Consider the following 22,678-nt stretch of genomic DNA (forward strand, 5'->3'; position numbering starts at 1 on the left):
TACTCCTACATCGACTTCCAGTGGCACGACGACAACGGCTGGCACTCGCGCATCTACCGCGGCAGCCGCTACGGCGCCTCCCACTTCACCGGCAAGTTCCGCAAGGGAAGCTTCGACGACTTCCGCATCCGCGTCGGCGAGGGCTACCGCGGCCACTACGACTGGGGCCAGTACCGCAACTTCTTCTAAGCCACTCTCTCCCGACCACCCACCGCGGCTCCTCCGAGACCGGCGGCCACCGTCCCGCGGCAGGCCAGAGCCGGTGAGCGCGGCCGGACACTCCGGATCGGGTGATCCCACCGTGGACCCCCGGCGCCCCACGCGCCGGGGGTCCACCCGCATGCCGGAGTGCCGCCGGCCTGGACGCCACGCCGCCGCCTGATGCGCGGCGTCGCACGACGGGCCGGTCGCGCGGGCGCCCGCCGCCTGGCGATCGGCCCGCCGCCGGTGGACGGTCAGCGTTCGGCCTGTGCCGATTCCCGGACGAAGCCGGCGACCGCGCGGGTGAACGCCTCGGGTTCTTCCAGGTGGCCCATATGGCCGCTGTCGGGCAGGACGGTGAGGCGCGAGCCGGGGATGCCGTCGTGCAGCAGCCTGGCCCAGCGGGTGCCGCAGATGAAGTCATGGGCTCCGGCGACGACCAGCGTGGGGATCGCGATCGAGCCGAGCGCGTCCCGCACGTCGAACGGCGCCGGCTCCTCCCCGCGCATCGGGTCGATCCACGCGCGCAGACCGTCCCGCATCGGCGCGAGCGCCTCCGCGTGGGCCCAGTAGTCGGCGAAGTAGAGCGGCAGGATCCGGCGGAGCGAGGTCGTGTAGTCCTCGTCGGTGGCGGCGGCCAGCGCCTCCTGGAAGGCGCCGGGAACGCCGGACGCCTCCGGCCGGCCAGGGTGGCGTTCGGGGAACCGGCCGACCTCCGCCATCGCGGCGCCCCAGAACTCCTCCCCGGTGACCGGCGAGGTGCCGAACAGGATCAGGCCGGCGACCCGGTCGGGGTGGTCCAGCGCGTACCGCTGCGCGACGAACCCACCGTGCGAGTGCCCGAGCACGAAGACCCGCGGCGCGCCGAGGTACTCGATCACCCCGTGCAGGAACCGCGCGTAGACCTCCAGCCGGTAGTCGCGCGGATCGGCGAGGCGGCCGGAGTCGCCGGTGCCGACCGGTTCGAGGTAGACCATGGTCAGATGCCGTTCCAGGGCCGGGACGCGCAGGTACTCCCAGGCGATGCCCGGCCCGCCCGAGTGCGCCACGCACACGGGCCCGGAGCCGGCGATGTGGAACACCTGCCGCACCCCGTCGATGACGATCTCATGCGTCCCCCGCGCGAGCGCGCCGGTGGCGGTGGAAACCATCCTTCTTCTCCCTACGATCATGGCCCGGCGGAACCGGGCGTCAGCGAGATCACGGACCCGGCCTCCCGGCCGGTCCGTGCCAACACCGACCGGATGCGCCGACCGGGGGAGAAGTTCGGTCTCCCGTCGTCTTTTTTCACAAAGGACGGGTTCAGGCGGCCGAAGGGCCGGAGCCAGGGGTGGGGCCGGCGGGGCGGGGGTGGAACAGGCGCAGGCGCTGGACCCGGCCGCCGCGCAGGACGTGCAGCCACACCACGCCGGGCGGGCAGTGGGCGGGGTCGTCCGGCGGGCTGATCAGGTCGGCCTCCCAGATCGTCAGGTCCCGGCCGGCCACCACGTTGGCGATGCGCTGGCGGACGCCGTGCGCGAGGTCGGTCTCCATGCCGCGCAGCGCGAACGCGCGATCGTCCCTCGCGCGTTCGCCGTTGGGGCCGATGAACTCGACGTCGGGCCGCCAGTGCTCCCTGATGACCCCGGCGAACCCGCCCCGCTGCGCCGCCGCCAGCATCTCCTCGGCCTCCCGCCGGCGCGCCCTGGTGAAGGCGGCGGAGTCGTCGTGCGCCAGGTCGGCCGTGCGCCGCAGCGCCTCGGTCAGTTTGGCCCTGGCCTGGCTGAGCCGGCTGCGGACGGTGCCGACGGGCACGCCGCACAGCGCGGCGATCTGCTCGTAGGACGACACGTCGCTGAAGTGGCGCAACAGTGCCACCAGGCGCACCGGTTCGGACAGCTCGTCCAGCGCGTGCCAGATCCAGTCGCGCAGCGCGCGGTCCTGCAGAAGATCCTCCGGCGTCGGCTCGGCCGACGGCAGGCCCAGGGTCTCCATGTCGTCCACCGGCACGGCGCGGGTCTCCCGCAGGCGCATGCGACAGCCGTTGCGGACGATCGCCCGCAGCCACGGGCCGACGGCCGCCGGGTCGCGCAACTCGCCGATGCGGCGCATCGCCACCAGCGTGGCGTCCTGGACGACGTCCTCGGCGTCCGGCCCGTAGCCGAGCACGCTCAGCGCGACCGCCTTCATGCCGGCCAGGTGCCGGGAGACCAGCAGGCCGAGCGCCGCCGCGTCCCCCGACCGCGCGGCGAGCACGAGTTCGACGTCTGACTCCGCCTCGGGCAGCACACCGCTCTCCTTTCCGTGGCCCTGGACGCCCCGCCCACCGGATGCGGCGCCCCGCCGGAAAGTTCGATGTCCGCCGGATTCTCCCGATCTCGACCGCGTCATCGAACCGGCGCGCGGTGTCCCCCGAGCCCACGCGGCGACCAGAAAGCCACCCTACCTGCGCAAAGCGCTAAGGGTCCGACGGCCGGGAGGGGTCAGCGGTAGCCGGTGGGGTCGGCTGCTCGGCCCTGGTCCTGGACCTCCACCAGATAGCGCCAGGCGTCGGGACGGCTGCCGTCCAGGTCGGTGAAGCCGTAGACCTGGGCCAGCCCGCCGCTGGACAGCGAGGCGCCGTTCCAGCGCGCGACGTCGGGGTCGGCGGCCAGCGCCACGACCGCCCGGCCGGTGTAGGCGGGCGTCTCGGAGATGGCGAAGTGCGGATCGACCGACAGCGCGTCACGCCAGTTCGCCTCGGCGACGCCGAAGTTGTCCAGCATGATCTCGGAACGCATCCACCCCGGGGTGAGCGCCACGGCGGTCGCGCCGTGGGGGGCCAGCTCTTTGGCCTGCGCGAACGCCATGCGGATCACCGAGGTCTTGGCGAGGTCGTAGAAGAAGGAGACGCGGTAGTTCTCGGCGTTGTACTCGGCGGTGCCGTCGGTGATCTCGACGACCAGGCCGCCGGGGTTCCTGATCATCAGGGGCAGGGCGTGGTGGCTGGTGACGATGTGGGTGTCGATCGCCAGCCGCAGGATGTGCAGGCCGGTGTCCAGCGAGTGCTCCCACAGCCTCTGATCCCAGCTGAACAGCTTCTCGCCGCCCCAGATGTTGTTGACCAGCACATCGAGCCGGCCCCGCTCGCGGTCGATGCGTTCGACCAGGGCCTTCACCTGGTCGGAATCCAGGTGGTCGACCTGCACCGGTATCGCCTCGCCGCCGGCGGCCGCGACCAGCTCGGCGGTCTCTTCGATGGTCTCGGACCGGTCGATCTCGGACCGCCGGCCGCGCGTGCTGCGGCCGGTCACGTACACCGTGGCCCCGGCGGCGCCGAGCTCGACCGCGATGGCCCGCCCCGCTCCGCGCGTCGCCCCCGCGACCAGGGCCACCTTCCCGCTCAAGCTCTCACTCATGCCCCCGATCGTGGCAGTCCCCACCGACATTTCCCGGCGGTCCCCCGGCGCGTCCCGGGCGGCGCCGCCGGCCGCCCGGTCATTCCCCGGACGGAATTGCCGGGCCCCGGCCCCCTCTCCGACGATTCCCGGGTACCGCGAACGCCCTGTGCCTCCCGGGTACCGCCGAACGGCCCGCGGGCTTCCCGGGTGCCGCACGGTCCCGCATCCGCGGACGGCGCCGGGGTTCCCGGGGGCCGTGAACAGCATTGGACAAGGAGCAGAAGTGATCGACATCGATGTGCGCGACCTGGCCGGACGATACGTCGCCATGTGGAACGAGCCGGACCCGGAGGCGCGCCGCAAGGCCGTGCGAGAGCTGTGGGCCGAAGGGGGCGCCCACATCCTCCAGCCGCCCCAGGAGATGCGGGAGGCCGCCGCCGGCCTGGGCTTCGCCTCCAGCGCCCTGGAGGCCCACGGGCACGACGCGATCGAATGGCGGGTGGCGCGGGCCTACGAGGAGTTCGTCGCGCCGGGGGAGTACACCTTCCGCGCGAGGGACGCGGCCGTCCGCCTGCGGGACGTCGTCACCTTCTCCTGGGAGATGGTGACGGTCGGCGGCGGCGAGGCGGTGGGCGGTGGCCTTGAGTTCCTCCGGCTCGACGAGGAGGGCCGCATCGCCGCCGACTACCAGTTCCCGGGCGCATGACCGGGCTCGCCGGCACGCGCCTCGGCGTGCTGCTGCCCACCAATGCGAGCCAGTGGGCCGACGCCCGGCGGCTGGTGGAGGTCGGCGTCCACGCCGAACGGCTCGGCTTCGACTCGGTGTGGGTCAACGACACCCTGCTCGGCGCGCGGATCGAGCCGCTGGCCATGCTGGCCGCCCTCGCCCCGGTGACGGAACGGGTGACGCTCGGCACGGCGGCGTTGCTGCCCGCCTTCCGCCGTCCGGTCACCGCCGCGCAGGAGCTGGCCTCGGTCGACCACCTGTCGGCCGGTCGGCTGGTCGTGGCCGTCGGCGCGGGCTTCCCCGGCCGCTCCGAGCCGGAGTACGCCGTGTCGGAGGTGCCCTGGCAACGCCGCTTCGCCCGCCTGGACGACACGGTGGCCCTCTGGCGGACCCTGTGGTCGGGTGGGCGGAGCTTCCACGGCCGGGTGCTGCGCCTCGCGGAGCTGCCGGAGTCCACGCCGCCGTACCGGCCGGATGGGCCGCCGATCTGGCTGGCCGGGGGGAGCCCGTCGGCGCTGGGGCGCACGGGAGGGCTCTACGACGGCTGGCTGCCCTACCCGCCCGAGGTCGGCGGCTACCGGACGGGCCTGGCGGCGGTCCGGCGGGCCGCCGAGGCGGCGGGCCGGGACCCCGGCGCCGTCACTCCGGCGCTGTTCGTCACCGTGCTGGTCACCGACGACCCCGAGCGGGGTGAGCGGGAGCTCTCCGCCTACTGCCAGGCGACCTACGGCCGGCCGTACGAGCTGGTGCGGACCATCCAGCTCATGGTCGCCGGGCCGGTCGAGCGGGTGGCCGCGACGCTGGCGCGTTACGCGGAGGCGGGGGCGCGGCACGTGGTGTGCCGCGTCGCCGCCTCCTCGGTGGACGAGCAGCTCCGCCAGATGGAGTTGCTCGCCGCGCTCACTTCGACAGGTACAGCGTCTTCCACGTCCCCGCGTACAGGCAGTTGAGCGAGGGCTTGGCGGCCTTGCGCTCCGAGCAGACCTTCAGCTCGACCTGGTAGACGTTCCGGTAGCGCAGGGAGAAGGGCTTGGGGGAGCCGTAGGAGCAGTCGCGGACGCTCTGCTCCTTGAAGGGCAGGTTCGTCCCGTCGCGGTAGGTGATGCGGAAGACCGCCCAGCCGCACGCCGCCTTGCGGGTGAGGTCGGTGACCTTGCCGGAGATCTTCACGGTCGCGGCGACCGGGAGGTCCGCGTGGTCCTCGCCCGTGGCGGTGAGGGAGCCGAGGGCCTTGGCCGCGTGCGAGGGAGCGTAGTAGGAGCCCCAGGTTCGGGTGTGGGCGGCGACCGCGTCCGACGAGCCGGCCTCGGCGTTCGCGGCGAGGGGAGCGAGCGCGACGAAAGCGGAGGCGATGGCCAGGCCGGTCAGGGTGCGGGTGATCCTCATCGGAGGCGGTCCTTTCTGTTCGTGATGACCGCAGTGTGCTCGGGGTCGCTTGCACCTCCCTTGATCCCGCGCTGCAATCGAATAGCACCCCTGGACGTGCCGGTGTTCTCAGCGGCGCGGACGCTCGCCGAGGCGGTCCACCCAGGCCATGTCCCCGTAGGCGACGCGCAGGAGCGGCGTGCCGCTCCCCTTCTCGGTGACCTCGTACTGCAGAACCTGCGACGTCGCGGCGTCGAGGACCAACCGGTAGCCGATCGCGTCCTCCTCGCCGTCGTCCCCCGGCCCGCTCACCGAAAGCGCGACACCGGCGCGCCCCAGGGCGTCGGTGACCTGGCCCTCGGACACCAAGCCGTGTTCTCCGGCGAGCACGCGGAACAGCGCCGACCGCGTCCCCGGGGTGATCGGCGCCGTCAGCAGGTCCAGGCCGGTCTGCCACAGGTACAAGGCGTAGGTGCTCTCCTCGGGCCGGTCGGCGGCGTTCCGCCGGTACAGCTCGCGCAGCCGGCCGGCCAGCTCGCCGGCGTCGGCCGGCAGCCGCGACACGTTGCGGATGGTCAGCTGCGGGTTGCCGATGGACAGCACCAGATCCAGGTCGTCGTCCTGGCTCCGCGGCCTGTCCTGCGTGAGCCTGGGCGATCCCATCCGCTTCCACTTCGCCTCGTCGGCCGGGGAGGCGAAGACGACCCTGTCCTGCCCGTCACGCATGGTGCGGTTGTGGTCGCCTTTCTCGCGGGCCCGCCAGGACTCCTGCGTCTCCTCGGTGAGGGCGGCGAACGGCACGGCCGACGACGACGCGGCGGTCTGCTTCAGTTCGGTGACCCTGCGCTCGAAGTCCTCGGTGTAGGCCTTCAGCCGTCCGGGGTCGCCGGCCAGTTCGCGCCGCTTGGCCTGCAGCTCGGCCGCCAGCGCCTTCATCGCGGTCTCGTACCGGCCGGGGATCTCCCGGACCTTCTGGGCGACGCGCTCGCGGGTGTACCAGTAGCGGCCCGACGCGGCCGGTGCGCGCTCCGCGGTCGCGGCGGCGGCCAGCAGGACCGAACGGGCGTCCAGGATGGGCGGGGCGGTGGCGCCGGCCGTCGCGGACGCGGACGGCGTGCCCGGACGGGCGGGCGGCGCGGCCAGGCCCGGGACGACGATCGCCGCGGCGGCGAGCCCGGCGGCGGTGGCGCCGGCGACCAGCAGGAGCGGGCGGCCGGGCGCCGGCACGCGGCGGAACGGCCGCCGGGCGGGCGGGGCGCCGGCCACGCGGGGGGCGGCGAGCGCGCGGGCCAGGTCGGCGGCGCGGCGGCGGTGGTAGGTCTCCTCGGTCAGCTCGTCGATCACGGAGGGCTTGAGCCGGGCGAACATCTGGTCGGTCACGTCGTGCTCCTTGTGCGGGCGTGCTGAGGGGTGCGGCATCAGGCCTCTTCCAGGAACCGGCCATGGGGGGCGCGCGGGTGCGGACGCGCGGGCGGCTCGGCGCGCAGTGCCTTGCGCAGGCGCTTGCGCGCGCGGTGGAGCCGGACGTTGTAGGTGCGGGTCGAGCAGCCCATGACGGCCGCGGCCTGGTCGGGCGGCAGCCCGTGCCAGGTGGCGAGCGCCAGCGCCTCCACGTCCTGCTCAGGCAGCGAGGCCAGCACGGCGAGCGCGGCCTCCCTGTCCACGACGTGCTCGGCGACGTCCCAGCTCTGGTGGTCCTGCGCGGTCGTGAGGGCCGCGACGCGCTCGACCAGCGCCCGGCGCCGGTGGCCGGAGTCGCGCTGCTTGGCCAGAAGGTTGCGTGCGACGCCGAGCAGCCAGGGCAGCGACGGCTCGGGCAGCTCGTCCAGCCGTCTCCAGGCGATCAGGAAGGTCTCGCTGGAGACGTCCTCAGCGACGGCGTGCTCGGCGCGCAGCAGGGCGTAGCCCAGGACGCTTCGGTAGTGCCGGTCGTAGAGGGCGGTGAATCGTTCTTCGGGATCGTCCACGACCAGTAGTCCCTCCAGACGGCCCCCGATTACCGTCTCCGCGCGAGAACCTGGGCGACGCGGCCGCGTGGAGGGACCTCAGTCGATGGCGGACGCGCCGCGGGCGGCGACGGAGGCCCGGATGCTGCAGGTGAGGAAGCGGTGGATCACCTGGCGCTCCGCGTCGCCGAACTCCTCCAGCGAGGCCGACAGGTGCCGGGCGAGCGGGGTGAAGAACTCCTTGGCCAGGGCGATGGCCTGGGCCTGCAGGGCCAGCTCGACCTTGCGGCGGTCGGTCTCGCTGCGTGTGCGCTGGACGTGGCCGGCCTGCTCCAGCCGGTTCAGCAGCGCGGTGGTCGCGGGGGCGCTGAGGTTGAGCGCGGCGCCGAGGGCGCCGGGGGTGAGGGGCCGTCCGTCGCGGGCCGCGTCCATGATGACCACGACGGCGTTCAGGTCGGTGCGGTGCAGGCCGTGGTCCACGGCGAACCGCTCGACGAACCGGTCCAGCTCCACGTTGAGCCGCCGCATCATGGTGATCAGCTCAAGAGGGCTCGCGGCGTCGCCGCCGGGCTGGTCTGCCCTCACGGTGGCCTCCTTGTCGTCGCGTGCGCGCGCGGTTGCCGGGGAGCTCCTCGCGACCTAATCTTTCCATCGTAGAAATATTCCACCACTTAAACGACTGCGATGGGACGACCGCGATGAGACGACCAGAGCATATGGGCTGGACGGCGCTGTGGGGTGCCCGTGGCAAGTGGGCGACGCTGGCGGTGGCCCTGCTGCTGTCGGGGCTGGCGCTCGCTTTCGGCGGCGCGGCCGAGGTCGACACCGACCCGGCCGCCGCCCTGCCCAAGGGAGCCGAGTCGGCGACCGTGGTCCGCCTGCGGCAGGAGCTGCCCAGCGGCCAGGTGCTGCCCGCCCTCGTCGTCTACAGCCGCGATGGCGCGCTGACCGGCCAGGACCGGGCCGCCGTCGGCTCCGACGCCCGCGAGCTGGCGGCGTTGGCCGTCGGCGGGCGGACGCCGCCGCCCGTCTACTCCGGCAAGGGAGACGTCGCTCTGCTCACCGTGCCGCTGGCCGGGGACCTGTCGAACGCCCGGCTGGCCGAGGTGGTCGGCAAGATCCGGGCCGTGGGCCGGGACGGGCTGCCCGCGGGGGCGCGCGTCGAGGTGACCGGAGGGGCGGGCTTCCAGGTCGACCTGGCCGCGGTCTTCCAGGGCGCCGACATCACCCTGCTCGCCGTCACGGCGGCGGTGGTCGCGCTGCTGCTCCTGCTGACCTACCGCAGCCCCTGGCTGTGGCTGGTGCCGCTGAGCGTGATCGGCGTGGCCGACCAGGTCGCGGCCAAGGTCGTCGCCGTCCTGACCCGCACCACCGGGCTGACCGTGGACGACTCCACCCTCGGCATCACCTCGGTGCTGGTGTTCGGCGCGGGCACCAACTACGCCCTGCTGCTCATCGCCCGCTACCGCGAGCAGCTCCGCCTGCACGGTGACCGGCACGCGGCCATGACCGGCGCCGTCCGCTCGGCCGCCCCCGCCATCCTGGCCAGCTCCGCCACCGTGACCCTCGCCCTCGGCACGCTCGCCTTCGCGCTCTCGCCGTTCAACAGGGGCATCGGCGCGGCCGGGGCGATCGGCATCGTCACCGCCGTGGCCTACGCCCTGCTGGTGCTGCCCGCCGCCATGGTGTGCTTCGGCCGCGGGCTGTTCTGGCCGTTCGCGCCGAAGGCCGGGCAGGACGACCCGGCGCGCACCGGGCCGTGGGCGCGCGTCGGCGGCGCGGTCGCCCGGCGCCCGGCCCTGATGGCCGCCGTCAGCCTGGGCCTGCTCGCCGTGCTCGCGGCCGGGACGTTCGGCGTGCGCAGCGGCCTGGCGCAGACCGAGCGCTTCCGCGACCGGGTGGAGGCCATCGCCGGCCAAGAGACCCTGACCCGTGCCTTCCCCGCGGGCAGCGCGCAGCCCGTGGTGATCATCTCCCGGACGGCCGCCGCCGAGCAGGTGCGGGCCGCGGCCGCCGGCATCTCGGGGAGCCCCCGCGTCACGATCGTGGAGAGAACGCCTCAGTACACGCGGGCTGAGGCGGTGCTCGCCGCCGAGCCGGGCACCGAGCGGAGCTTCGCGGCGATCAGGGCCATGCGCGCGGCCGTCCACGCCGTGCCCGGAGCACAGGCGGTGGTCGGCGGCCCCGAGGCCTCCGACCTCGACGACCGCGACGCCGCCGCCCGTGACCAGAGGCTGGTCATACCGCTGGTGCTGGCCGTGGTGCTGCTGGTGCTGCTGGCCCTGCTGCGGTCGGTGGTGGCGGCGGTGACCCTGGTGCTGACGGTCGTCGCCAGCTTCGCCGCGGCCTTCGGGGCGGGATGGTTCGCCTTCACCCACTTCTTCGGCTTCCCCGCGCTCGACCTCAGCGTGCCGCTGCTGAGCTTCCTGTTCCTCGTGGCGCTCGGCGTCGACTACAACATCTTCCTGACCACGCGGGCCAGGGAGGAGACGCCGGAGCTCGGCACCAGGGGCGGCATCGTCGCGGCGCTCGCGGTCACCGGCGGCGTGATCACCAGCGCCGGGATCCTGCTCGCCTCGGTGTTCGCCGTGCTGGGGGTGCTCCCGTTGATCACCCTCACCCAGATCGGGGTCATCGTCGGCTTCGGCGTCCTGCTGGACACGCTGCTGGTGCGCAGCGTGCTCGTCCCGGCCCTGGTGACCCTGCTGGGCGAGCGGTTCTGGTGGCCCGGCACGCCGGGGCGGACGGCGCCCGAGGCCGGTCGCGAGGGCCACGTCCACGAGGCGTCCGTCCGGTAACGGTCCAACAGCCGCCCCCCGGCGAGATCCGCGGCCCCTGACGGTTCGTGGGCCGGTCGGCGGGCCGGCCGCCCCAAGACAGGGCACCACCTCCTCCGCGACGCGGACGAGGTGGTGCCCTGTCTTGCGTAGGCTGAACAGGAGCCCCGCGTCGCGGTGCGCGGGCGGCGCGAGCCGCACGAGCCGCGGCGGACGCAATCGGCCACGATGATTCTTTCCACCAGGTGTGCGAACCACTTGGCTCTAGTCATCGTGCCGCACTACGCTTTGCCGCAGATCATTCCGCCCTGTGTCCGCGGAGCTTCCTCATATGGAGGTGGCACCGCCATTGGCACCGGCGTTGACCATGTCAAGCGCGCTGAGGCTCCGCATGCCGTCGGGCGCGCTCGTCGATCATTCCCGTCCGTCAGACGGTGTGTTCGGCGTACCTGATTCCCGCTCCGGACCGCCACGCCGTCCGGGTATTTCGGGTTGTCGCTCTTCGGCGTCCGCGAAAGCTGGACTGTTGTGCCCGATTTCGGGCAGAAGCAATGCGAAAACGCATGCCTCTCCATGACCGCGCCGGCGCAGGGGCGAAGGTAACAAGAGGATGGGAAATGACACGTATAGATCCGGAGGCTCTGGTCGCCAGCCTCAGAGGGGTGCAGAAGGCCTCGGAGGCGACCGGGGTCGTGCACCACTTGGAACGCATCGTGCGCGTGGTGGACCGGCTGTTCGGCTACGCCGGAGCGGGTCTGATGTTCGCCGACGAGGGCAAGGCGCTGCGTTACCTGGTGACCACGGACGAGGCCGGCAAAAGCCTGGAGCATGCGCAGGCCGCCGTGGGCCACGGGCCGTGCGTGTCGGCGTTCTTCACCAACGCCGCGGTGACCACCTACGACGTCCAGAAGGACGAGCGATGGCCCGACCTCGCCGAGTTGTTGCATCCCAGCGTGCGCGCGGTCGCGGGCGTGCCCGTGCGGCTCGGGGACGGCCCGGTGGGCACGCTCAACGTGTACCAGGCCGAACCGCATGACTGGGAGGAGTCCGACACCCAGGCGTTGCTCGCCTACGCCCACGTCATAGAGGAGGTGCTGGCCGCCGCGGTCAAGGCCGAGGAGAAGAGCGCGCTGGCCGATCAGCTGCAATACGCGCTGGACTACCGCATCGTCATCGAACGGGCGATCGGCTACCTCATGGGCAAGCACGACCTGACGGCGGCCCAGGCGTTCACCGGCCTGCGCAAGCGCGCCCGCGACAGCCGCCGCCGCGTCGCCGACCTGGCCGCCGAGATCCTGGGCGAGCAGACGCCTCCGGGAGGCTGAGCGTCCGGCCGGCCCCGGCCGGACGCCGGCCGGGCCGAACCCGGATACCCTGGGCGGTGATGTATCGACTGCTCTTCGCGCTGGTGCTCCGCAGGCTCGACGCCGAGAAGGCGCACCACCTGACCATCCGCGCGCTCCGGGTCCTCTCGCTCGCCCCCGTCGTGAAGCGCCGGCTCCACCGAAGGCTGGCGCCGCGCGACAAGGCGCTGCGCGTCCAGGCGTTCGGCGTGCACTTCCCCAGCCCCTTCGGGCTCGCGGCCGGGTTCGACAAGGACGCCGCGTGCGTCGAGGGGCTGGCCGCCTTCGGCTTCGGCCACGTCGAGGTCGGCACGATCACCGCCCACGCACAGCCGGGCAACCCGCGCCCGCGGCTGTTCCGGCTGGTCGCAGACCGGGCCGTCGTCAACCGCATGGGGTTCAACAACCGGGGCGCCGAGCACGCCGCGCGCCGGCTGGGCCGCCCGCGGAGCCTGCCGGTCGTGGTGGGGGTGAACATCGGCAAGACCAAGGTCATCCCCCCGGAGCTCGCCGTGCGCGACTACGTCGCGAGCGCCCGCAGGCTCGCCCCGCTCGCCGACTACCTGGTGGTGAACGTCAGCTCGCCCAACACCCCCGGCCTTCGCGACCTGCAGGCCGTCGAGGTGCTGCGCCCGCTGCTGACGCAGGTGCGGCGGGCCGCGGGGCGCACGCCGCTCCTGGTCAAGATCGCCCCCGACCTGGCCGACGACGACATCGACGCCGTCGCCGACCTCGCCGTCGAGCTGGGGCTCGCGGGCATCATCGCCACCAACACCACCATCGGCCGCGAAGGGCTGTCCGACGCCGAGGCGGCCGGCGCGGCGCAGGCGGGCGGCCTGTCCGGGCGTCCGCTCAAGGCGCGCTCGCTGGAGGTGCTGCGCAGGCTGTACGCCCGCGTCGGCGACCGGCTGGCGCTGGTGTCGGTGGGCGGCGTGGAGAGCGTCGACGACGTGTGGGAGCGGCTGCTGGCCGGCGCCACCCTCGTCCAGGGCTACACCGCGATGATCTACGAGGGGCCGTTGTGGGCCTGGCGGATCAACCGGGGGCTCGCCCGCCGGATGCGCCGCCACGGCTACTCCGCCGTCGGTGAGCTGGTCGGCCGCGTCGGCCGCGAGCGGGCCGCCTGACGCCCTGCCGGTGAGGGGCGGCGGTCAGCCCAGGCTGGGACGGGTGGAGTCGGCCTCGTGGGTCATCTCCTCGAGGCGCCGCATGACCTCCGCCACCGGCACCGCCCCGGGACGGTGCCGCCGGTCGCCCGTGCCGCCGCGCTGCCACGGCCTCGGACCCTCCACGGGCCGGTACTCCACGCCGTAGGCGTCCAGCCGGGAAAGGTGCGCGGGCAGCGCCGCCGCGAAGCCGGCGGCCTGGCCCGACCAGGTGATCTGGGCCAGCGCGCAGCCGCGCGGCCAGGCCCGGTAGTCCAGCGTGCGGCCGTCGGGGATGCGCTCGGTCCACAGCTGGAACTGCGCGCCCAGCACCCGGCCGGCCTCCTGCGGCGTCCACGACGGCGGCACCGGCTCGAACGCCGCGACGTCGGCCACGGTGACCGTGTCGCCGATGGCCACGGGCTCCTCCGGCGAGGCCGCCTCGGCGTAGTCGAAGTACAGCGGGAACACCGGGGTCGCCACGATGTCGTGACCGGCCGCCGCGGCGCGCCGCCCGACGCCCATGCCGCGCCAGGGCATGACGATCGTGTCCGCCCGCAGTTCGCCGCTGACGAACGCCTCGTCCCACACCACCGCGCGGCAGCCGAGCCCGGCCAGCACGTCGGCCAGCTCGCGCAGGAAACGGGCGTGCAGCTCGGCGGGGGTGTCCAGCCCCAGGGACTCGCGGTACGCCGTGATCTCGGCGGAGGACGCCCAGTCGTCCAGAACGCACTCGTCGCCGCCGATGTGGAAGTACGGCACCTCGCCGAGGGCCTGGACGATCTCGGCGAAGACCGCCGCCAGGAAGTCCACGGTGCCGGGCAGCGGCGAAAGGATCGCCGGGGAGATGCCCCAGCGGTCGAGCACCTCGTGGGAGGCGGCGGGGTCGGCGCCGAGGTGCGGGTAGGCCGCGAGGATGGCCGAGGCGTGGCCGGGCACGTCGATCTCGGGGACGACGGTGACGCCCCTGGCCCGCGCGTAGGCGCCGATCTCGGCCAGGTCGGCCAGGGTGTGGTACCCGCCGTGCGGGGTGCCGTCGAACCGCTGCTCGCCGTGGAAGTGCGCCGTGGTCGTGCGCGCGCGGTGCGAGCCGATCTCGTGCAGCAGCGGGTAGGCCCGGCTCTCGACGCGCCAGCCCTGGTCGTCCGCCAGGTGCAGGTGCAGGCGGTTCAGTTTGTGGACGGCCAGCAGGTCGATCATGCGGAGCACTTCGCGCTTGGGCAGGAAGTGCCGGGACACGTCCAGATGCGCGCCCCGCCAGGAGAACCGCGGCGCGTCCTCGATGTGCACGCAGGGCGCCGTCCAGGCCGTGCCCGGCACGGCCGCCGACCGGAACGCCGCCGCGGGGAGCAGTTGGCGCAGCGTCTGCCCGGCGTACAGCGCGCCCGCGGCGTCCCCGGCGACGATGCGCACGGCCTCAGGCGTCACTGTGACGGCGTACGCCTCGGCGGCGAGGTGTTCGTCCCGCTCTACGGTGATAGCGGCCCCAGGCGCCGTCTCAGCGCCTCCGGCCGCCCCGGCGAGGTCGAGCACGGCCAGCGCACGCCGTACGGCGCCGGTCAGCTCCGCCGGGCCTGACACCAGGCCGCCGGGCGTGAACGCGAACGAGCCGGGAGCGGGGCGCACCAGACGAGGGCCAGGAATCAGATCGACCACTCTCAGATCATGCCATTCCGCTCATGATCGGGCCGAAGTGGGCGGGCGCCGCTCGCCGCGGCGCCGGAAGTACCTCAGCCGAGGTAGCGCTCGAGGCCGTCGACCAGGGAGGCGGCGACGCGCTGGCGGAAGCGCGGGTCCCTGAACTTGGCGGCGTCACTCGCGTTGCGCATGTTGCCCGTCTCGATGAAGACCTTCGGCACGGTGGACAGGTTGAGCCCGCCGAGGTCACTGCGGAAGTCGAGCGCGCTCTTGCCGATGTAGGTGGAGTACGGCATGCCGGTGCCCTCGTGGTAGGCCGCCCGGAGCGCGAGGCCGAGCTTCCTGGACCGGGCCACGACCGGGTCGACCGGCCCGTTGATCTTCTTCGGCATGATGACGTGGAAGCCGTGGCCGGACGCGGGCGCGCCGTCGGCGTGCACCGAGATGGCGGCGTTCGCGTGGGCCTTGTTGCCGATGGCCGCGCGCTGGGTGATGCACGGCCCGACGCCGGAGTTGCCGTCGCGGGTCAGCCGGACGGTGGCGCCCTTGGCCTTCAGCAGCTTGACCATGCGACTCGCGACGTCCCAGGTGAAGGCGGCCTCGGAGTAGCCGTCGTTGGTGGCGGTGCCCGTGGTGTCGCAGGGCTTCCACTGGGTGAGGACGTTGACCTTCTTGTTGATGACCTCGGGGTGGCGGTAGTTGCCGCCGTTGTGCCCGGGGTCGATGACGATGACCTTGCCCGCGAGGGGACGGGCGGGCGTCACGGTGTCGGTCGCGGCCCGCGCCGAGGACGCGCCCGGCTCGGCCGACACGCTCTTCAACCGCGCGGTCGCGGGCGCTCCGGAGCTCTGCGCGCCGGAGCTTCGCGCGTCGGCCCCGGTGGCCGCGGCGCCGGTGGCGCCGCACGCCGTGACGCCCAGCCCGCACAGGGCCAGGAGCGATATGGCCATTGCTCGACCGGTCACGTTGATCCCCTTCGCCGACGACCGTCCGCCTCCAACTTACGCGCAACGCCGCGATGGACCGGCCGGTATGCGGCAACCGGCGCGATCGCCCGGGGATCGCCGGAGGATCACCAGGCGGGCTCGCCCAGATTCTGCCTTTGCAGCAGCGCGGCCAGCTCTCTCGCGTCCTCGGCGTCCAGGCCGAGGACGACGCGCGGCCGGCCCCACGGATGGTCGATGGAATGGGCGACGTAGCTGGCGACCGACTCGGTGGCGCCCTCCTGGTCCTTGCCGCGGGCGGCCCGCCAGTGGGCCCACGCACGTTCGAGTTCGGCCGCCGCCCGCTGGGCGCAGGAGACCAGTTCAGGATCACGCATGTCTACCCCCGCTCGGACGCCGGCCGCCCGCTGCCCCCGTGACAGCCGCGGGCCGATGGACCGGTCCGGCGCGCCGGGGCCGGCGCCATGCTACGAGTCAACACGGGGACGGTGCCGATCCCTCGGATGTTGACCTAGCCTTGGGGATCACTTGGAGCCGGGCCGGTGCTGTGCCGCACCACCAGGCGCGGCGTCACCTGGCGCAGCCGCGCGGTCTTGCCCGGGTCGGTGATGCGGTCGCTCAGCAGAGCGGCGGCCGACCTGCCCATCGCCCGTCTCGGCTGGTCGAGCGAGGTGAGCGAGATGTGGTGCACCGCGGCCAGGTGGGTGTTGTCGTACCCGACCACCGACAGGTCCTCCGGGACGCGCAGGCCGAGCTCGCTCGCCGCGACCAGCACCCCGAGGGCGACGATGTCGTTGGCCGCGAAGATCGCCGTGGGCCGGGGGGTACGTTCCAGAAGAGCGCGAGCCGCGCGACGGCCGCCCTCCTCGGTGAAGTCGCCGTGCTCGACCATGATGTGCGGCGCGAGCCCGTGCCTGCGCATCGCGACCAGGTAGCCCTCGCAGCGGAAGCGGGCCGAGGAGGAAGGGGTGCCCTCGATGTGCGCGATGCGCCGGTGGCCCAGCTCGACCAGGTGGTCGACGGCGAGCCGCGCGCCGAGCTGGTCGTCGTCCACGACGATGTCCACGCCGTCGAGGTCCACGTCGCGCTCGCCGACGACGACCGTCGGGGTGTAGGCGGCGGCCTCGGCCAGCGTCTCGCTGGACGGCGCGACGCCGAGCAGCACCAGGCCGTCCACCCGCAGCTCGAGGAACGCCTCGACGGCCTCCTCCTCGAAGGCCGGGTCCCAGCGGCCGCTGCCGATCAGCAGCCGGAGCCCGTCGCCGTGCAGGCTCTCCTGCAACCCGTCGAGGAACTCCGCGTAGAACGGGTTGTGCAGATCGGCGACGAGCGCGCCGACCAGGTGGGTGCGTCCTTCGACGAGGCTGCGCGCGACCGCGTTGGGCCGGTAGCCGAGCTCCCGCGCCGCCTGCAGCACCGCCTCGCGCCGGTGCTCGCTGACATGAGGCGAGCCCCGCAGCACCAGGGAGACCAGCGACTTCGAGACGCCCGCGCGTTCTGCAACGTTCCGGATCGTCGGCCGGGGACGGGGCCCTTGGGCGTCGCCCAGCCCTCCTTCGGCCGCGCCGAGATCGGGACGGTACCGATCGGTCGCCTGCATGGACGGTCCTGACATGGTTCTCCCCACGCTGAGTGGATGTGCACCTGTCAGACCAAACGATCGAGTCGCGTTGAGGGTACGGGTGTGTTGCGCGGCTCGGCAGATGGTCATTTGGGCCGCGTTATCCGGCACCGCCTTCGATAGTGTGCGCATTGTGGGTGCGACATCAAGGGCCCCAGGTGAGCGAGACAGCGCCGATCCTGGTGACGGACGCCCGGTCCGGCGACGACTGAGCGTGGACCGTCGCCGCGAGGAGCTCATGGCCGCCGCGCTGGAGCTGTTCAGCAAGCGCGATGCCGAAGATGTCTCGATCGACGACGTGGCCAGCGCCGCCGGAGCCTCCCGGGCGCTGGTCTACCACTACTTCGGGGGCAAGCAGGAGCTGTACGTCGCCGCGTTGCGCAGTGCGGCGCTGGAGCTGGAGGAACGGCTGCGGCCCGTGCACGGCGGCACCGCCTTCGAGGAGCTGGCCGCGGGGCTCACCCGCTACTTCGACTTCGTGGAGGACCACGCGGCCGGGTTCGCGGCGTTGCTGCGCGGCGGGCCGGCCAACCGGGCGGGCGAGGTGGGCGAGATCGTCGAGGGGGTCCGCCAGCGCCTGTTCAAGATGATCACCAACCAGTTACGGGTGAGCGAGCCGAGCCCGGCGTTGCGCGCGACGCTGCGGGCGTGGATCGCCTCGGTCGAGACGGCGGGGCTCGACTGGCTGGAGAACCGCGACATCGAGCGGCCCGAGCTGGAGCGCCTGCTCGTCGAGCAGATGGTGGCGCTGCTGGAGGTCGCCGCCCGTCACGACGGCCGGACCGGCGTGTCGCTCGCGGACTTCCCGGGTGAGGACGGGGGCCGGGAGGCGGAAGAGTAGAGGAATGGGCCGGTGGTTCGCCGGCGAGCCCGGCGTCCGCGGAGGCACGGGCAGGAAGCCCTGTCGGCATTGTCCGGGCGCGGGGTGCGGGGCCGTTCGAGGGCGGAGCGCGTGCGGGGAACGGTGATAGGGCTTCCGTGCGGTGGAGGCCCTAAATCCGTTTCCCACCGGGACGCACCCGCATGACCGGGTGAGGTGGCGCCGGGCGGGCGGCGCCGCTCACACCGGATCCATGGCCGCGATCGTGGTCGCCCGGACGCGCAGTCGGGGGCATCTCCTCCCCCGGTGGCCCGGGCCGCCTGACGCGATCATGGGTTCTGTGGACGCGCTCACTCACATGTATGACGCGAGCGCGCCGGTTCTCCCCCCTAGGACCTTGGCGGCTTCCGCCTCACTCCGACCGCTGCTGCGGGATGCCCGCGAGCAGCGCACGGACCTCGGTCTCCCGGTAGCGCCGGTGACCGCCAAGGGTGCGGATGGACGTCAACTTGCCCGCCTTCGCCCACCGAGTAACGGTCTTGGGGTCGACGCGGAACATGGTGGCGACCTCCGCCGGGGTGAGCAGTGGCTCGGCCTCGGGTGTACGAGCTGACATTTGTGCGGCCTCTCCTCCGTGGACCGGCGACAGCGATCCTGCGACTTGTGTTGGCGCTTGTCACGGATGTCCCTCAATGATCCATTAGTACGGATTTTTCTGGACCATATGTGGTATCACCCGATGTGACCATACAGCCACGTAGAGCGATTGGCGAGCCCTGTAAGCACAACGCCTTGTCCACGGGTTGATGTCACGCTCGGTGATTCTAGCGACACGTTTCGTGGTATCGCAGTGAAAACGGCAAACTACTCAGTTCGCAGAAGCGAGCTGGTGACTCCCGTTACCTACTTTTGCAGGTCACGTGCATGATTTGCGGTTCAGTTCGCCGATTCGAGGGCTTGTATTGACTTCCAGCGCACGATCACGCGCTGATACATGGCGAAGGCCAGTTCTTCTTGACCCGTGTCCAGTCCGGTGAGTGCGGCCGCCAGCTCGGCGGCGGACTGGTCGGACTGCAACGTGGCGTCGTCCATGAGGTGCACCAGGCCGCCGTAGTCGAGCTCCACCAGCGAGTGCGGATGGAACTCCTCCAGCCAGCGCCCGACCTCCTCCACCTCGGTGAGCGTGCTCACCTCGCCCACGTGCCGCCGGATGACCACCAGCGCCCGCGCGACCCTGCGCCGGGCCTGGGCCATGGAGGTGACGTAGAGCAGGTTGCGCGCCGGGGCGGTCGTGGTCGGCGCCGCCGGCTCGGTGGCCGGCTCCTCCTGGCGGCCGAGGACGAGCCAGCGCTCGGCCGAGTCGAACGGCACGAACCACGGGGCGGGGATGTGCCAGGTGCTGGTGCGGATGTGCGTCCTCAGCGAGGAGGAACCGCCCTGCTGCTTGTAGCGGTCGAAGTCGTCGGCCGTCTGCTCGGCGATGGCGCGGGGGACGAAGCGGTCGGCCAGCTTGACCGGGGTGGCGCCGCGGAAGCGGGCGAAGGCCAGCCAGGAGCGCAGCCTGCTCTGCCACGGGCAGACGTACAGCGTCTCCTCGATGCGGCGCAGGTAGGCGTTCAGGCTCTCGCCGCCGGGCGCCGGCAGCGCCGAGACGCCCAGCAGCCGCCGGACGGCCTCCGCGTGCTCGGCCTCAAGGGCGAACGCGCGGCGCGGCCGGTCCTTGGAGTCGGCGTAGGCCGCCCAGAAGGCGCGCTCGCGTTCGGTGAACGCGGACAACGGCTCGTAGACGCGGAGATAGGCGGCGTAGGGCAGCACATCTCGAATGGTGCCACGTAGCGGCGAGCGGACGCGAGTGAGAACCCCGCCGCGGCGGGAGTGGCGTGCGCTCCGCGGCTCTGACGTGTCGCGATGTGGACGATCATGGTGAGCCTCGAGGCGGGCTGGATAGGGTGGTTTCCTCAGATCCGCCGCGATGAGGCGGCGGACGGAAATGACCGGGAGTCACCAAAGTGACCGACGTCTTCGGGCTGTCCCACAAGGACCCGAGCCCAGCCAGCGGACAGGCGCCGCGACACGAGCAGGTCGTCTTCTGCTCCGACGACCGCAGCGGCCTGCACGCCATCATCGCCATCTACAGCACCGCGCTGGGCCCCGGGCTCGGGGGCACGCGGTTCTACCCGTACGAGAGCGAGCAGGCGGCCCTCGCCGACGTGCTCAACCTCTCGCGGGCGATGGCGTACAAGAACGCCCTGGCGGGGCTCGACCTCGGCGGGGCCAAGGCCGTGATCATCGGCGATCCGGCCAGGGACAAGAGCGAGCAGTTGCTGCGGGCCTACGGGCGCTTCATCCAGTCGCTCGGCGGGCGCTACTACACCGCCTGCGACGTGGGCACCTACAGCGAGGACATGGACATCGTCGCCAGGGAGTCCGGCTTCGTCACCGGGCGCACCGTCGCCCACGGCGGCGCGGGCGACTCCTCGATCCTGACGGCGTACGGCGTCTTCCAGGGCATGCGCGCCGCCGCCCAGTACGTCTACGGAGCCTCCACCCTGCGCGGCAGGCGCGTGGGCGTCGAGGGGGTCGGCAAGGTCGGCCACCGGCTGGTGGAGCACCTGCTGGAGGACGGCGCCGAGGTCGTGGTCTGCGACGTCAGCGAGCACGCCGTCGAGCGGGTCCTCGCCCGTCACCCCCAGGTCGAGGTGGTGGCCGACGCCGCCGCGATGAGGCTCGCCGACATCGACGTGTACTCCCCGTGCGCGCTCGGCGCGGCCCTGGACGACGACACCGTCGCCGGGCTGCGCGCCAAGATCGTGTGCGGCGGGGCCAACAACCAGCTCGCGCATCCCGGCGTGGAGAAGCAGCTCGCGGAGCGGGGAGTCCTTTACGCTCCGGACTACGTCGTGAACTCCGGCGGCGTGATCCAGGTGGCCGACGAGATCGAGGGGTTCAACATGGACCGCGCCCGGGTAAAGGCGACGCAGATCTTCGATACGACGTTGAAGATCTTTTCGATCGCTGAGGAGGAAGGGGTACCTCCGGCGGCCGCGGCCGATAGGCTGGCCGAGCGCAGAATGTCGGAAGTCGGTCGGCTTAGGGGTATTTGGCTGGGCCGCTGACCGCGGACGCCCATACGGCGTACCGAGCAGCGCGCAAAACAGGTACGGTTGTAGTCGAACGAGAGCTGGGGCCGGAAGTCAGGCGGCGTCAGCGCGTGGAGCGTTAGCGACGAGGGGTCGGGCACGACCCCGCATGAGGGGGTCGAGCCGATGGGGCGCGGCCGAGCCAAGGCCAAGCAGGTGAAGGTTGCACGCCAGCTCAAGTACAACAGCGGCGGCACCGATCTTGACCGTCTTCGCGAGGAGCTCGGAGTCAATCACGACTCCAACCGACACGATGATGACGTCGTCGATGATGAGCTGGCCGATCGGTACGCCGATTACGCCGGTGACGTCGACGACGATGACGAGGACGACAGGTCCCGTCGCCGTTAGGCGATTTTCGGGTTGACGCCGGCAGGGCACCCGGCGAGCAGTGGCTCGCCGAGTGCCTCATTCGCGCACCGAAATGAGCTCCTTGCCGCCGCAAGCGGCAAGGAGCTCTTCGTCGTGTTCGAGCCTTTCGCCGCCACGTGACGTCAGAACCATGATCGCCTTGGTGACCTCGCGTCACGCGATGCCGCCCGGCGGCCGCCGGCGGTGGCCCGGCGGCCGCGGAGTCCCGGCGTCTCAGGCGGTGAAGCGGGCCGAGCCGGTGCCCTGGACGATCTCGCCGAGCACCCAGGCGTCCTGGCCGGCGTCGCGCAGGGTGGTCAGCGCGAGGTCGGCCGCGTCGGCGGGCACGATCGCGCACATGCCGACGCCTAGGTTGAAGGTGCGGTCCATCTCCTCGCGGGGCACCCCGCCGTACCCGGCGATCACCTCGAAGATCGGCTGTGGCGTCCACGACGAGCGGTCGAGCACGGCGTCGACCCCGGCGGGCAGCGAGCGGGCCAGGTTCGCCGCCAGCCCGCCCCCGGTGATGTGGGCGAAGGCGTGGACCTCCACGGCCCGGGTGAGCGCGAGGCAGTTCAGCGAGTAGATGCGGGTGGGTTCCAGCAGCTCCTCGCCCAGCGTGCGGCCGAGCTCCGGCGGCGAGGAGGCGAGATCCAGGCCGGACGTGCGCAGGACGTGCCGCACCAACGAGTAGCCGTTGGAGTGGACGCCCGAGGAGGCCAGGCCCAGCACCACGTCGCCGGCCCGCACGCGGTCGGGGCCGAGGAGCCGGTCGGCGTCCACGACGCCGGTGCCCGCCCCGGCCAGGTCGTACTCGTCCGGGCCCATCGCGCCGGGGTGCTCGGCGGTCTCGCCGCCCACCAGCGCGCACCCCGCCAGCCGGCAGCCCTCGGCCACCCCGCCGACGATGTCGGCGATGCGCTCGGGGACCACCTTGCCGCAGGCGATGTAGTCGGTCATGAACAGCGGCTCGGCGCCGCAGACCACCAGGTCGTCCACGACCATGCCGACCAGGTCGACGCCGATCGTGTCGTGCTTGCCGAGCGCCTGGGCGATCATCACCTTGGTGCCCACGCCGTCGGTCGAGGTCGCCAGCAGCGGACGCTTGAACCGCAGCAGCGCCGAGACGTCGAACAGCCCGGCGAAGCCGCTGGCGTCGTCCACGACCTCCGGCCGTCGCGACCGGGCGACCCGGGACTTCATCAGCTCGACGGCGCGGTCGCCCGCCTCGATGTCGACGCCCGCCGCGGCGTAGCTGGTCACCGGACCTCCTCACCGGTCGGCAGGACCGGGGACACGCG

Annotated in this window: 23 protein-coding genes; 9 read left to right on the forward strand and 14 right to left on the reverse strand. The window is 72.6% G+C overall.

The features are described 5' to 3' along the window. Positions 1-189, forward strand: a 189-nt coding sequence (locus ABZT47_RS37920; RefSeq protein ID WP_354852999.1) for a hypothetical protein, incomplete at its 5' end; no start/stop codon positions are given. A 266-nt stretch (positions 190-455) separates the two neighbouring features. Here ABZT47_RS37920 and ABZT47_RS37925 read toward each other — a convergent pair. The 3 genes from ABZT47_RS37925 to ABZT47_RS37935 all read right to left on the reverse strand — a co-directional run bounded on the left by ABZT47_RS37925 (position 456) and on the right by ABZT47_RS37935 (position 3,578). After that, positions 456-1,352, reverse strand: coding sequence for an alpha/beta hydrolase (locus ABZT47_RS37925; protein WP_354853001.1), 897 nt, complete (start codon positions 1,350-1,352; stop codon positions 456-458). Positions 1,353-1,503: 151 nt separating this feature from the next. Continuing rightward, a complete protein-coding gene (locus ABZT47_RS37930; protein WP_354853003.1) occupies positions 1,504-2,469 on the reverse strand; it encodes a sigma-70 family RNA polymerase sigma factor in 966 nt (321 codons plus the stop codon). A gap of 194 nt (positions 2,470-2,663) precedes the next feature. After that, the gene (locus tag ABZT47_RS37935) at positions 2,664-3,578 is read right to left on the reverse strand and encodes an SDR family oxidoreductase (RefSeq protein ID WP_354853005.1); all 915 of its coding nucleotides are present in this window, start codon (positions 3,576-3,578) and stop codon (positions 2,664-2,666) included. Positions 3,579-3,843: 265 nt separating this feature from the next. Between ABZT47_RS37935 and ABZT47_RS37940 the strand changes: the two genes are divergently transcribed. Both ABZT47_RS37940 and ABZT47_RS37945 read left to right on the forward strand, forming a co-directional pair. Continuing rightward, the gene (locus ABZT47_RS37940) at positions 3,844-4,266 is read left to right on the forward strand and encodes a hypothetical protein (protein WP_354853007.1); all 423 of its coding nucleotides are present in this window, start codon (positions 3,844-3,846) and stop codon (positions 4,264-4,266) included. Continuing rightward, positions 4,263-5,237 (forward strand): LLM class flavin-dependent oxidoreductase, encoded by a 975-nt coding sequence (locus tag ABZT47_RS37945; RefSeq protein WP_354853009.1) that lies wholly within the window; start codon positions 4,263-4,265, stop codon positions 5,235-5,237. Before ABZT47_RS37940 ends, ABZT47_RS37945 begins: the two co-directional genes overlap by 4 nt. On the opposite strand, the gene ABZT47_RS37950 is transcribed toward ABZT47_RS37945, so the two are convergent. The 4 genes from ABZT47_RS37950 to ABZT47_RS37965 form a co-directional block, all read right to left on the reverse strand. Then, positions 5,188-5,673, reverse strand: coding sequence for a hypothetical protein (locus ABZT47_RS37950; RefSeq protein WP_354853011.1), 486 nt, complete (start codon positions 5,671-5,673; stop codon positions 5,188-5,190). The two genes, ABZT47_RS37945 and ABZT47_RS37950, sit on opposite strands and share 50 nt — an antisense overlap. Before the next feature lie 108 nt (positions 5,674-5,781). Continuing rightward, the gene (locus ABZT47_RS37955; protein ID WP_354853013.1) at positions 5,782-7,032 is read right to left on the reverse strand and encodes a hypothetical protein; all 1,251 of its coding nucleotides are present in this window, start codon (positions 7,030-7,032) and stop codon (positions 5,782-5,784) included. A gap of 38 nt (positions 7,033-7,070) precedes the next feature. Further along, positions 7,071-7,619: an RNA polymerase sigma factor gene (locus ABZT47_RS37960; RefSeq protein WP_354853015.1), complete on the reverse strand. Its 549-nt coding sequence runs from the start codon at positions 7,617-7,619 to the stop codon at positions 7,071-7,073. Between the two features lie 78 nt (positions 7,620-7,697). Beyond that, on the reverse strand, positions 7,698-8,183 hold the full coding sequence (locus tag ABZT47_RS37965; RefSeq protein WP_354853017.1) for a MarR family transcriptional regulator: 486 nt from the start codon (positions 8,181-8,183) through the stop codon (positions 7,698-7,700). A gap of 113 nt (positions 8,184-8,296) precedes the next feature. Here ABZT47_RS37965 and ABZT47_RS37970 point away from each other — a divergent pair, with 113 nt between their 5' ends. The 3 genes from ABZT47_RS37970 (at position 8,297) to ABZT47_RS37980 (ending at position 12,845) form a co-directional block, all read left to right on the forward strand. Next, on the forward strand, positions 8,297-10,396 hold the full coding sequence (locus ABZT47_RS37970; protein WP_354853019.1) for an MMPL family transporter: 2,100 nt from the start codon (positions 8,297-8,299) through the stop codon (positions 10,394-10,396). A 596-nt stretch (positions 10,397-10,992) separates the two neighbouring features. Further along, complete coding sequence (locus ABZT47_RS37975) at positions 10,993-11,700, forward strand: GAF and ANTAR domain-containing protein (RefSeq protein WP_354853020.1); 708 nt, start codon at positions 10,993-10,995, stop codon at positions 11,698-11,700. Between the two features lie 59 nt (positions 11,701-11,759). Next, on the forward strand, positions 11,760-12,845 hold the full coding sequence (locus tag ABZT47_RS37980; protein WP_354853021.1) for a quinone-dependent dihydroorotate dehydrogenase: 1,086 nt from the start codon (positions 11,760-11,762) through the stop codon (positions 12,843-12,845). A 24-nt stretch (positions 12,846-12,869) separates the two neighbouring features. Here the strand turns inward: ABZT47_RS37980 and ABZT47_RS37985 are convergent, their stop codons facing one another. The 4 genes from ABZT47_RS37985 to ABZT47_RS38000 all read right to left on the reverse strand — a co-directional run bounded on the left by ABZT47_RS37985 (position 12,870) and on the right by ABZT47_RS38000 (position 17,045). Continuing rightward, a complete protein-coding gene (locus tag ABZT47_RS37985) occupies positions 12,870-14,519 on the reverse strand; it encodes a beta-N-acetylhexosaminidase (protein ID WP_354853023.1) in 1,650 nt (549 codons plus the stop codon). A 74-nt stretch (positions 14,520-14,593) separates the two neighbouring features. Then, complete coding sequence (locus ABZT47_RS37990) at positions 14,594-15,466, reverse strand: N-acetylmuramoyl-L-alanine amidase (protein WP_354853025.1); 873 nt, start codon at positions 15,464-15,466, stop codon at positions 14,594-14,596. A 107-nt stretch (positions 15,467-15,573) separates the two neighbouring features. Then, the gene (locus tag ABZT47_RS37995) at positions 15,574-15,822 is read right to left on the reverse strand and encodes a hypothetical protein (RefSeq protein ID WP_354853027.1); all 249 of its coding nucleotides are present in this window, start codon (positions 15,820-15,822) and stop codon (positions 15,574-15,576) included. Between the two features lie 134 nt (positions 15,823-15,956). Then, on the reverse strand, positions 15,957-17,045 hold the full coding sequence (locus ABZT47_RS38000; protein WP_354853028.1) for a LacI family DNA-binding transcriptional regulator: 1,089 nt from the start codon (positions 17,043-17,045) through the stop codon (positions 15,957-15,959). A gap of 235 nt (positions 17,046-17,280) precedes the next feature. Here ABZT47_RS38000 and ABZT47_RS38005 point away from each other — a divergent pair, with 235 nt between their 5' ends. Continuing rightward, on the forward strand, positions 17,281-17,907 hold the full coding sequence (locus ABZT47_RS38005) for a TetR/AcrR family transcriptional regulator (RefSeq protein ID WP_354853030.1): 627 nt from the start codon (positions 17,281-17,283) through the stop codon (positions 17,905-17,907). A 391-nt stretch (positions 17,908-18,298) separates the two neighbouring features. Here ABZT47_RS38005 and bldC read toward each other — a convergent pair whose 3' ends face one another. Then, positions 18,299-18,502, reverse strand: a complete 204-nt coding sequence (gene bldC / locus ABZT47_RS38010; RefSeq protein ID WP_013133571.1) for a developmental transcriptional regulator BldC — start codon at positions 18,500-18,502, stop codon at positions 18,299-18,301. 320 nt (positions 18,503-18,822) lie between these two features. Further along, the gene (locus ABZT47_RS38015; RefSeq protein WP_354853035.1) at positions 18,823-19,701 is read right to left on the reverse strand and encodes a hypothetical protein; all 879 of its coding nucleotides are present in this window, start codon (positions 19,699-19,701) and stop codon (positions 18,823-18,825) included. Between the two features lie 194 nt (positions 19,702-19,895). Between ABZT47_RS38015 and ABZT47_RS38020 the strand changes: the two genes are divergently transcribed. Both ABZT47_RS38020 and ABZT47_RS38025 read left to right on the forward strand, forming a co-directional pair. Then, positions 19,896-21,002 carry a Glu/Leu/Phe/Val dehydrogenase dimerization domain-containing protein gene (locus ABZT47_RS38020; protein ID WP_354853037.1) on the forward strand — a complete coding sequence of 369 codons (1,107 nt, stop codon included), beginning with the start codon at positions 19,896-19,898 and terminating at the stop codon, positions 21,000-21,002. Positions 21,003-21,152: 150 nt separating this feature from the next. After that, a complete protein-coding gene (locus tag ABZT47_RS38025) occupies positions 21,153-21,377 on the forward strand; it encodes a DUF3073 domain-containing protein (protein ID WP_354853039.1) in 225 nt (74 codons plus the stop codon). 234 nt (positions 21,378-21,611) lie between these two features. Here the strand turns inward: ABZT47_RS38025 and purM are convergent, their stop codons facing one another. Continuing rightward, positions 21,612-22,640 carry a phosphoribosylformylglycinamidine cyclo-ligase gene (purM, locus tag ABZT47_RS38030; protein ID WP_354853041.1) on the reverse strand — a complete coding sequence of 343 codons (1,029 nt, stop codon included), beginning with the start codon at positions 22,638-22,640 and terminating at the stop codon, positions 21,612-21,614. Positions 22,641-22,678 lie beyond the last annotated feature (38 nt).

Origin of the sequence: Sphaerisporangium sp. NPDC005289 (genome assembly GCF_040607455.1) — a bacterium.
Lineage (GTDB): Bacteria > Actinomycetota > Actinomycetes > Streptosporangiales > Streptosporangiaceae > Sphaerisporangium > Sphaerisporangium rhizosphaerae.

Excerpts from the sequence above, each read along its gene's own strand:
- ABZT47_RS38025 (WP_354853039.1), top strand. The coding sequence starts at position 21,153 with ATGGGGCGCGGCCGAGCCAAGGCCAAGCAGGTGAAGGTTGCACGCCAG.
- bldC (WP_013133571.1), bottom strand. The coding sequence starts at position 18,502 with ATGTCAGCTCGTACACCCGAGGCCGAGCCACTGCTCACCCCGGCGGAG.
- ABZT47_RS37980 (WP_354853021.1), top strand. The coding sequence starts at position 11,760 with ATGTATCGACTGCTCTTCGCGCTGGTGCTCCGCAGGCTCGACGCCGAG.
- ABZT47_RS37950 (WP_354853011.1), bottom strand. The coding sequence starts at position 5,673 with ATGAGGATCACCCGCACCCTGACCGGCCTGGCCATCGCCTCCGCTTTC.
- ABZT47_RS37975 (WP_354853020.1), top strand. The coding sequence starts at position 10,993 with ATGACACGTATAGATCCGGAGGCTCTGGTCGCCAGCCTCAGAGGGGTG.
- ABZT47_RS37995 (WP_354853027.1), bottom strand. The coding sequence starts at position 15,822 with ATGCGTGATCCTGAACTGGTCTCCTGCGCCCAGCGGGCGGCGGCCGAA.
- ABZT47_RS37945 (WP_354853009.1), top strand. The coding sequence starts at position 4,263 with ATGACCGGGCTCGCCGGCACGCGCCTCGGCGTGCTGCTGCCCACCAAT.
- ABZT47_RS37925 (WP_354853001.1), bottom strand. The coding sequence starts at position 1,352 with ATGGTTTCCACCGCCACCGGCGCGCTCGCGCGGGGGACGCATGAGATC.
- ABZT47_RS37970 (WP_354853019.1), top strand. The coding sequence starts at position 8,297 with ATGAGACGACCAGAGCATATGGGCTGGACGGCGCTGTGGGGTGCCCGT.
- ABZT47_RS37935 (WP_354853005.1), bottom strand. The coding sequence starts at position 3,578 with ATGAGTGAGAGCTTGAGCGGGAAGGTGGCCCTGGTCGCGGGGGCGACG.
- ABZT47_RS38000 (WP_354853028.1), bottom strand. The coding sequence starts at position 17,045 with ATGCAGGCGACCGATCGGTACCGTCCCGATCTCGGCGCGGCCGAAGGA.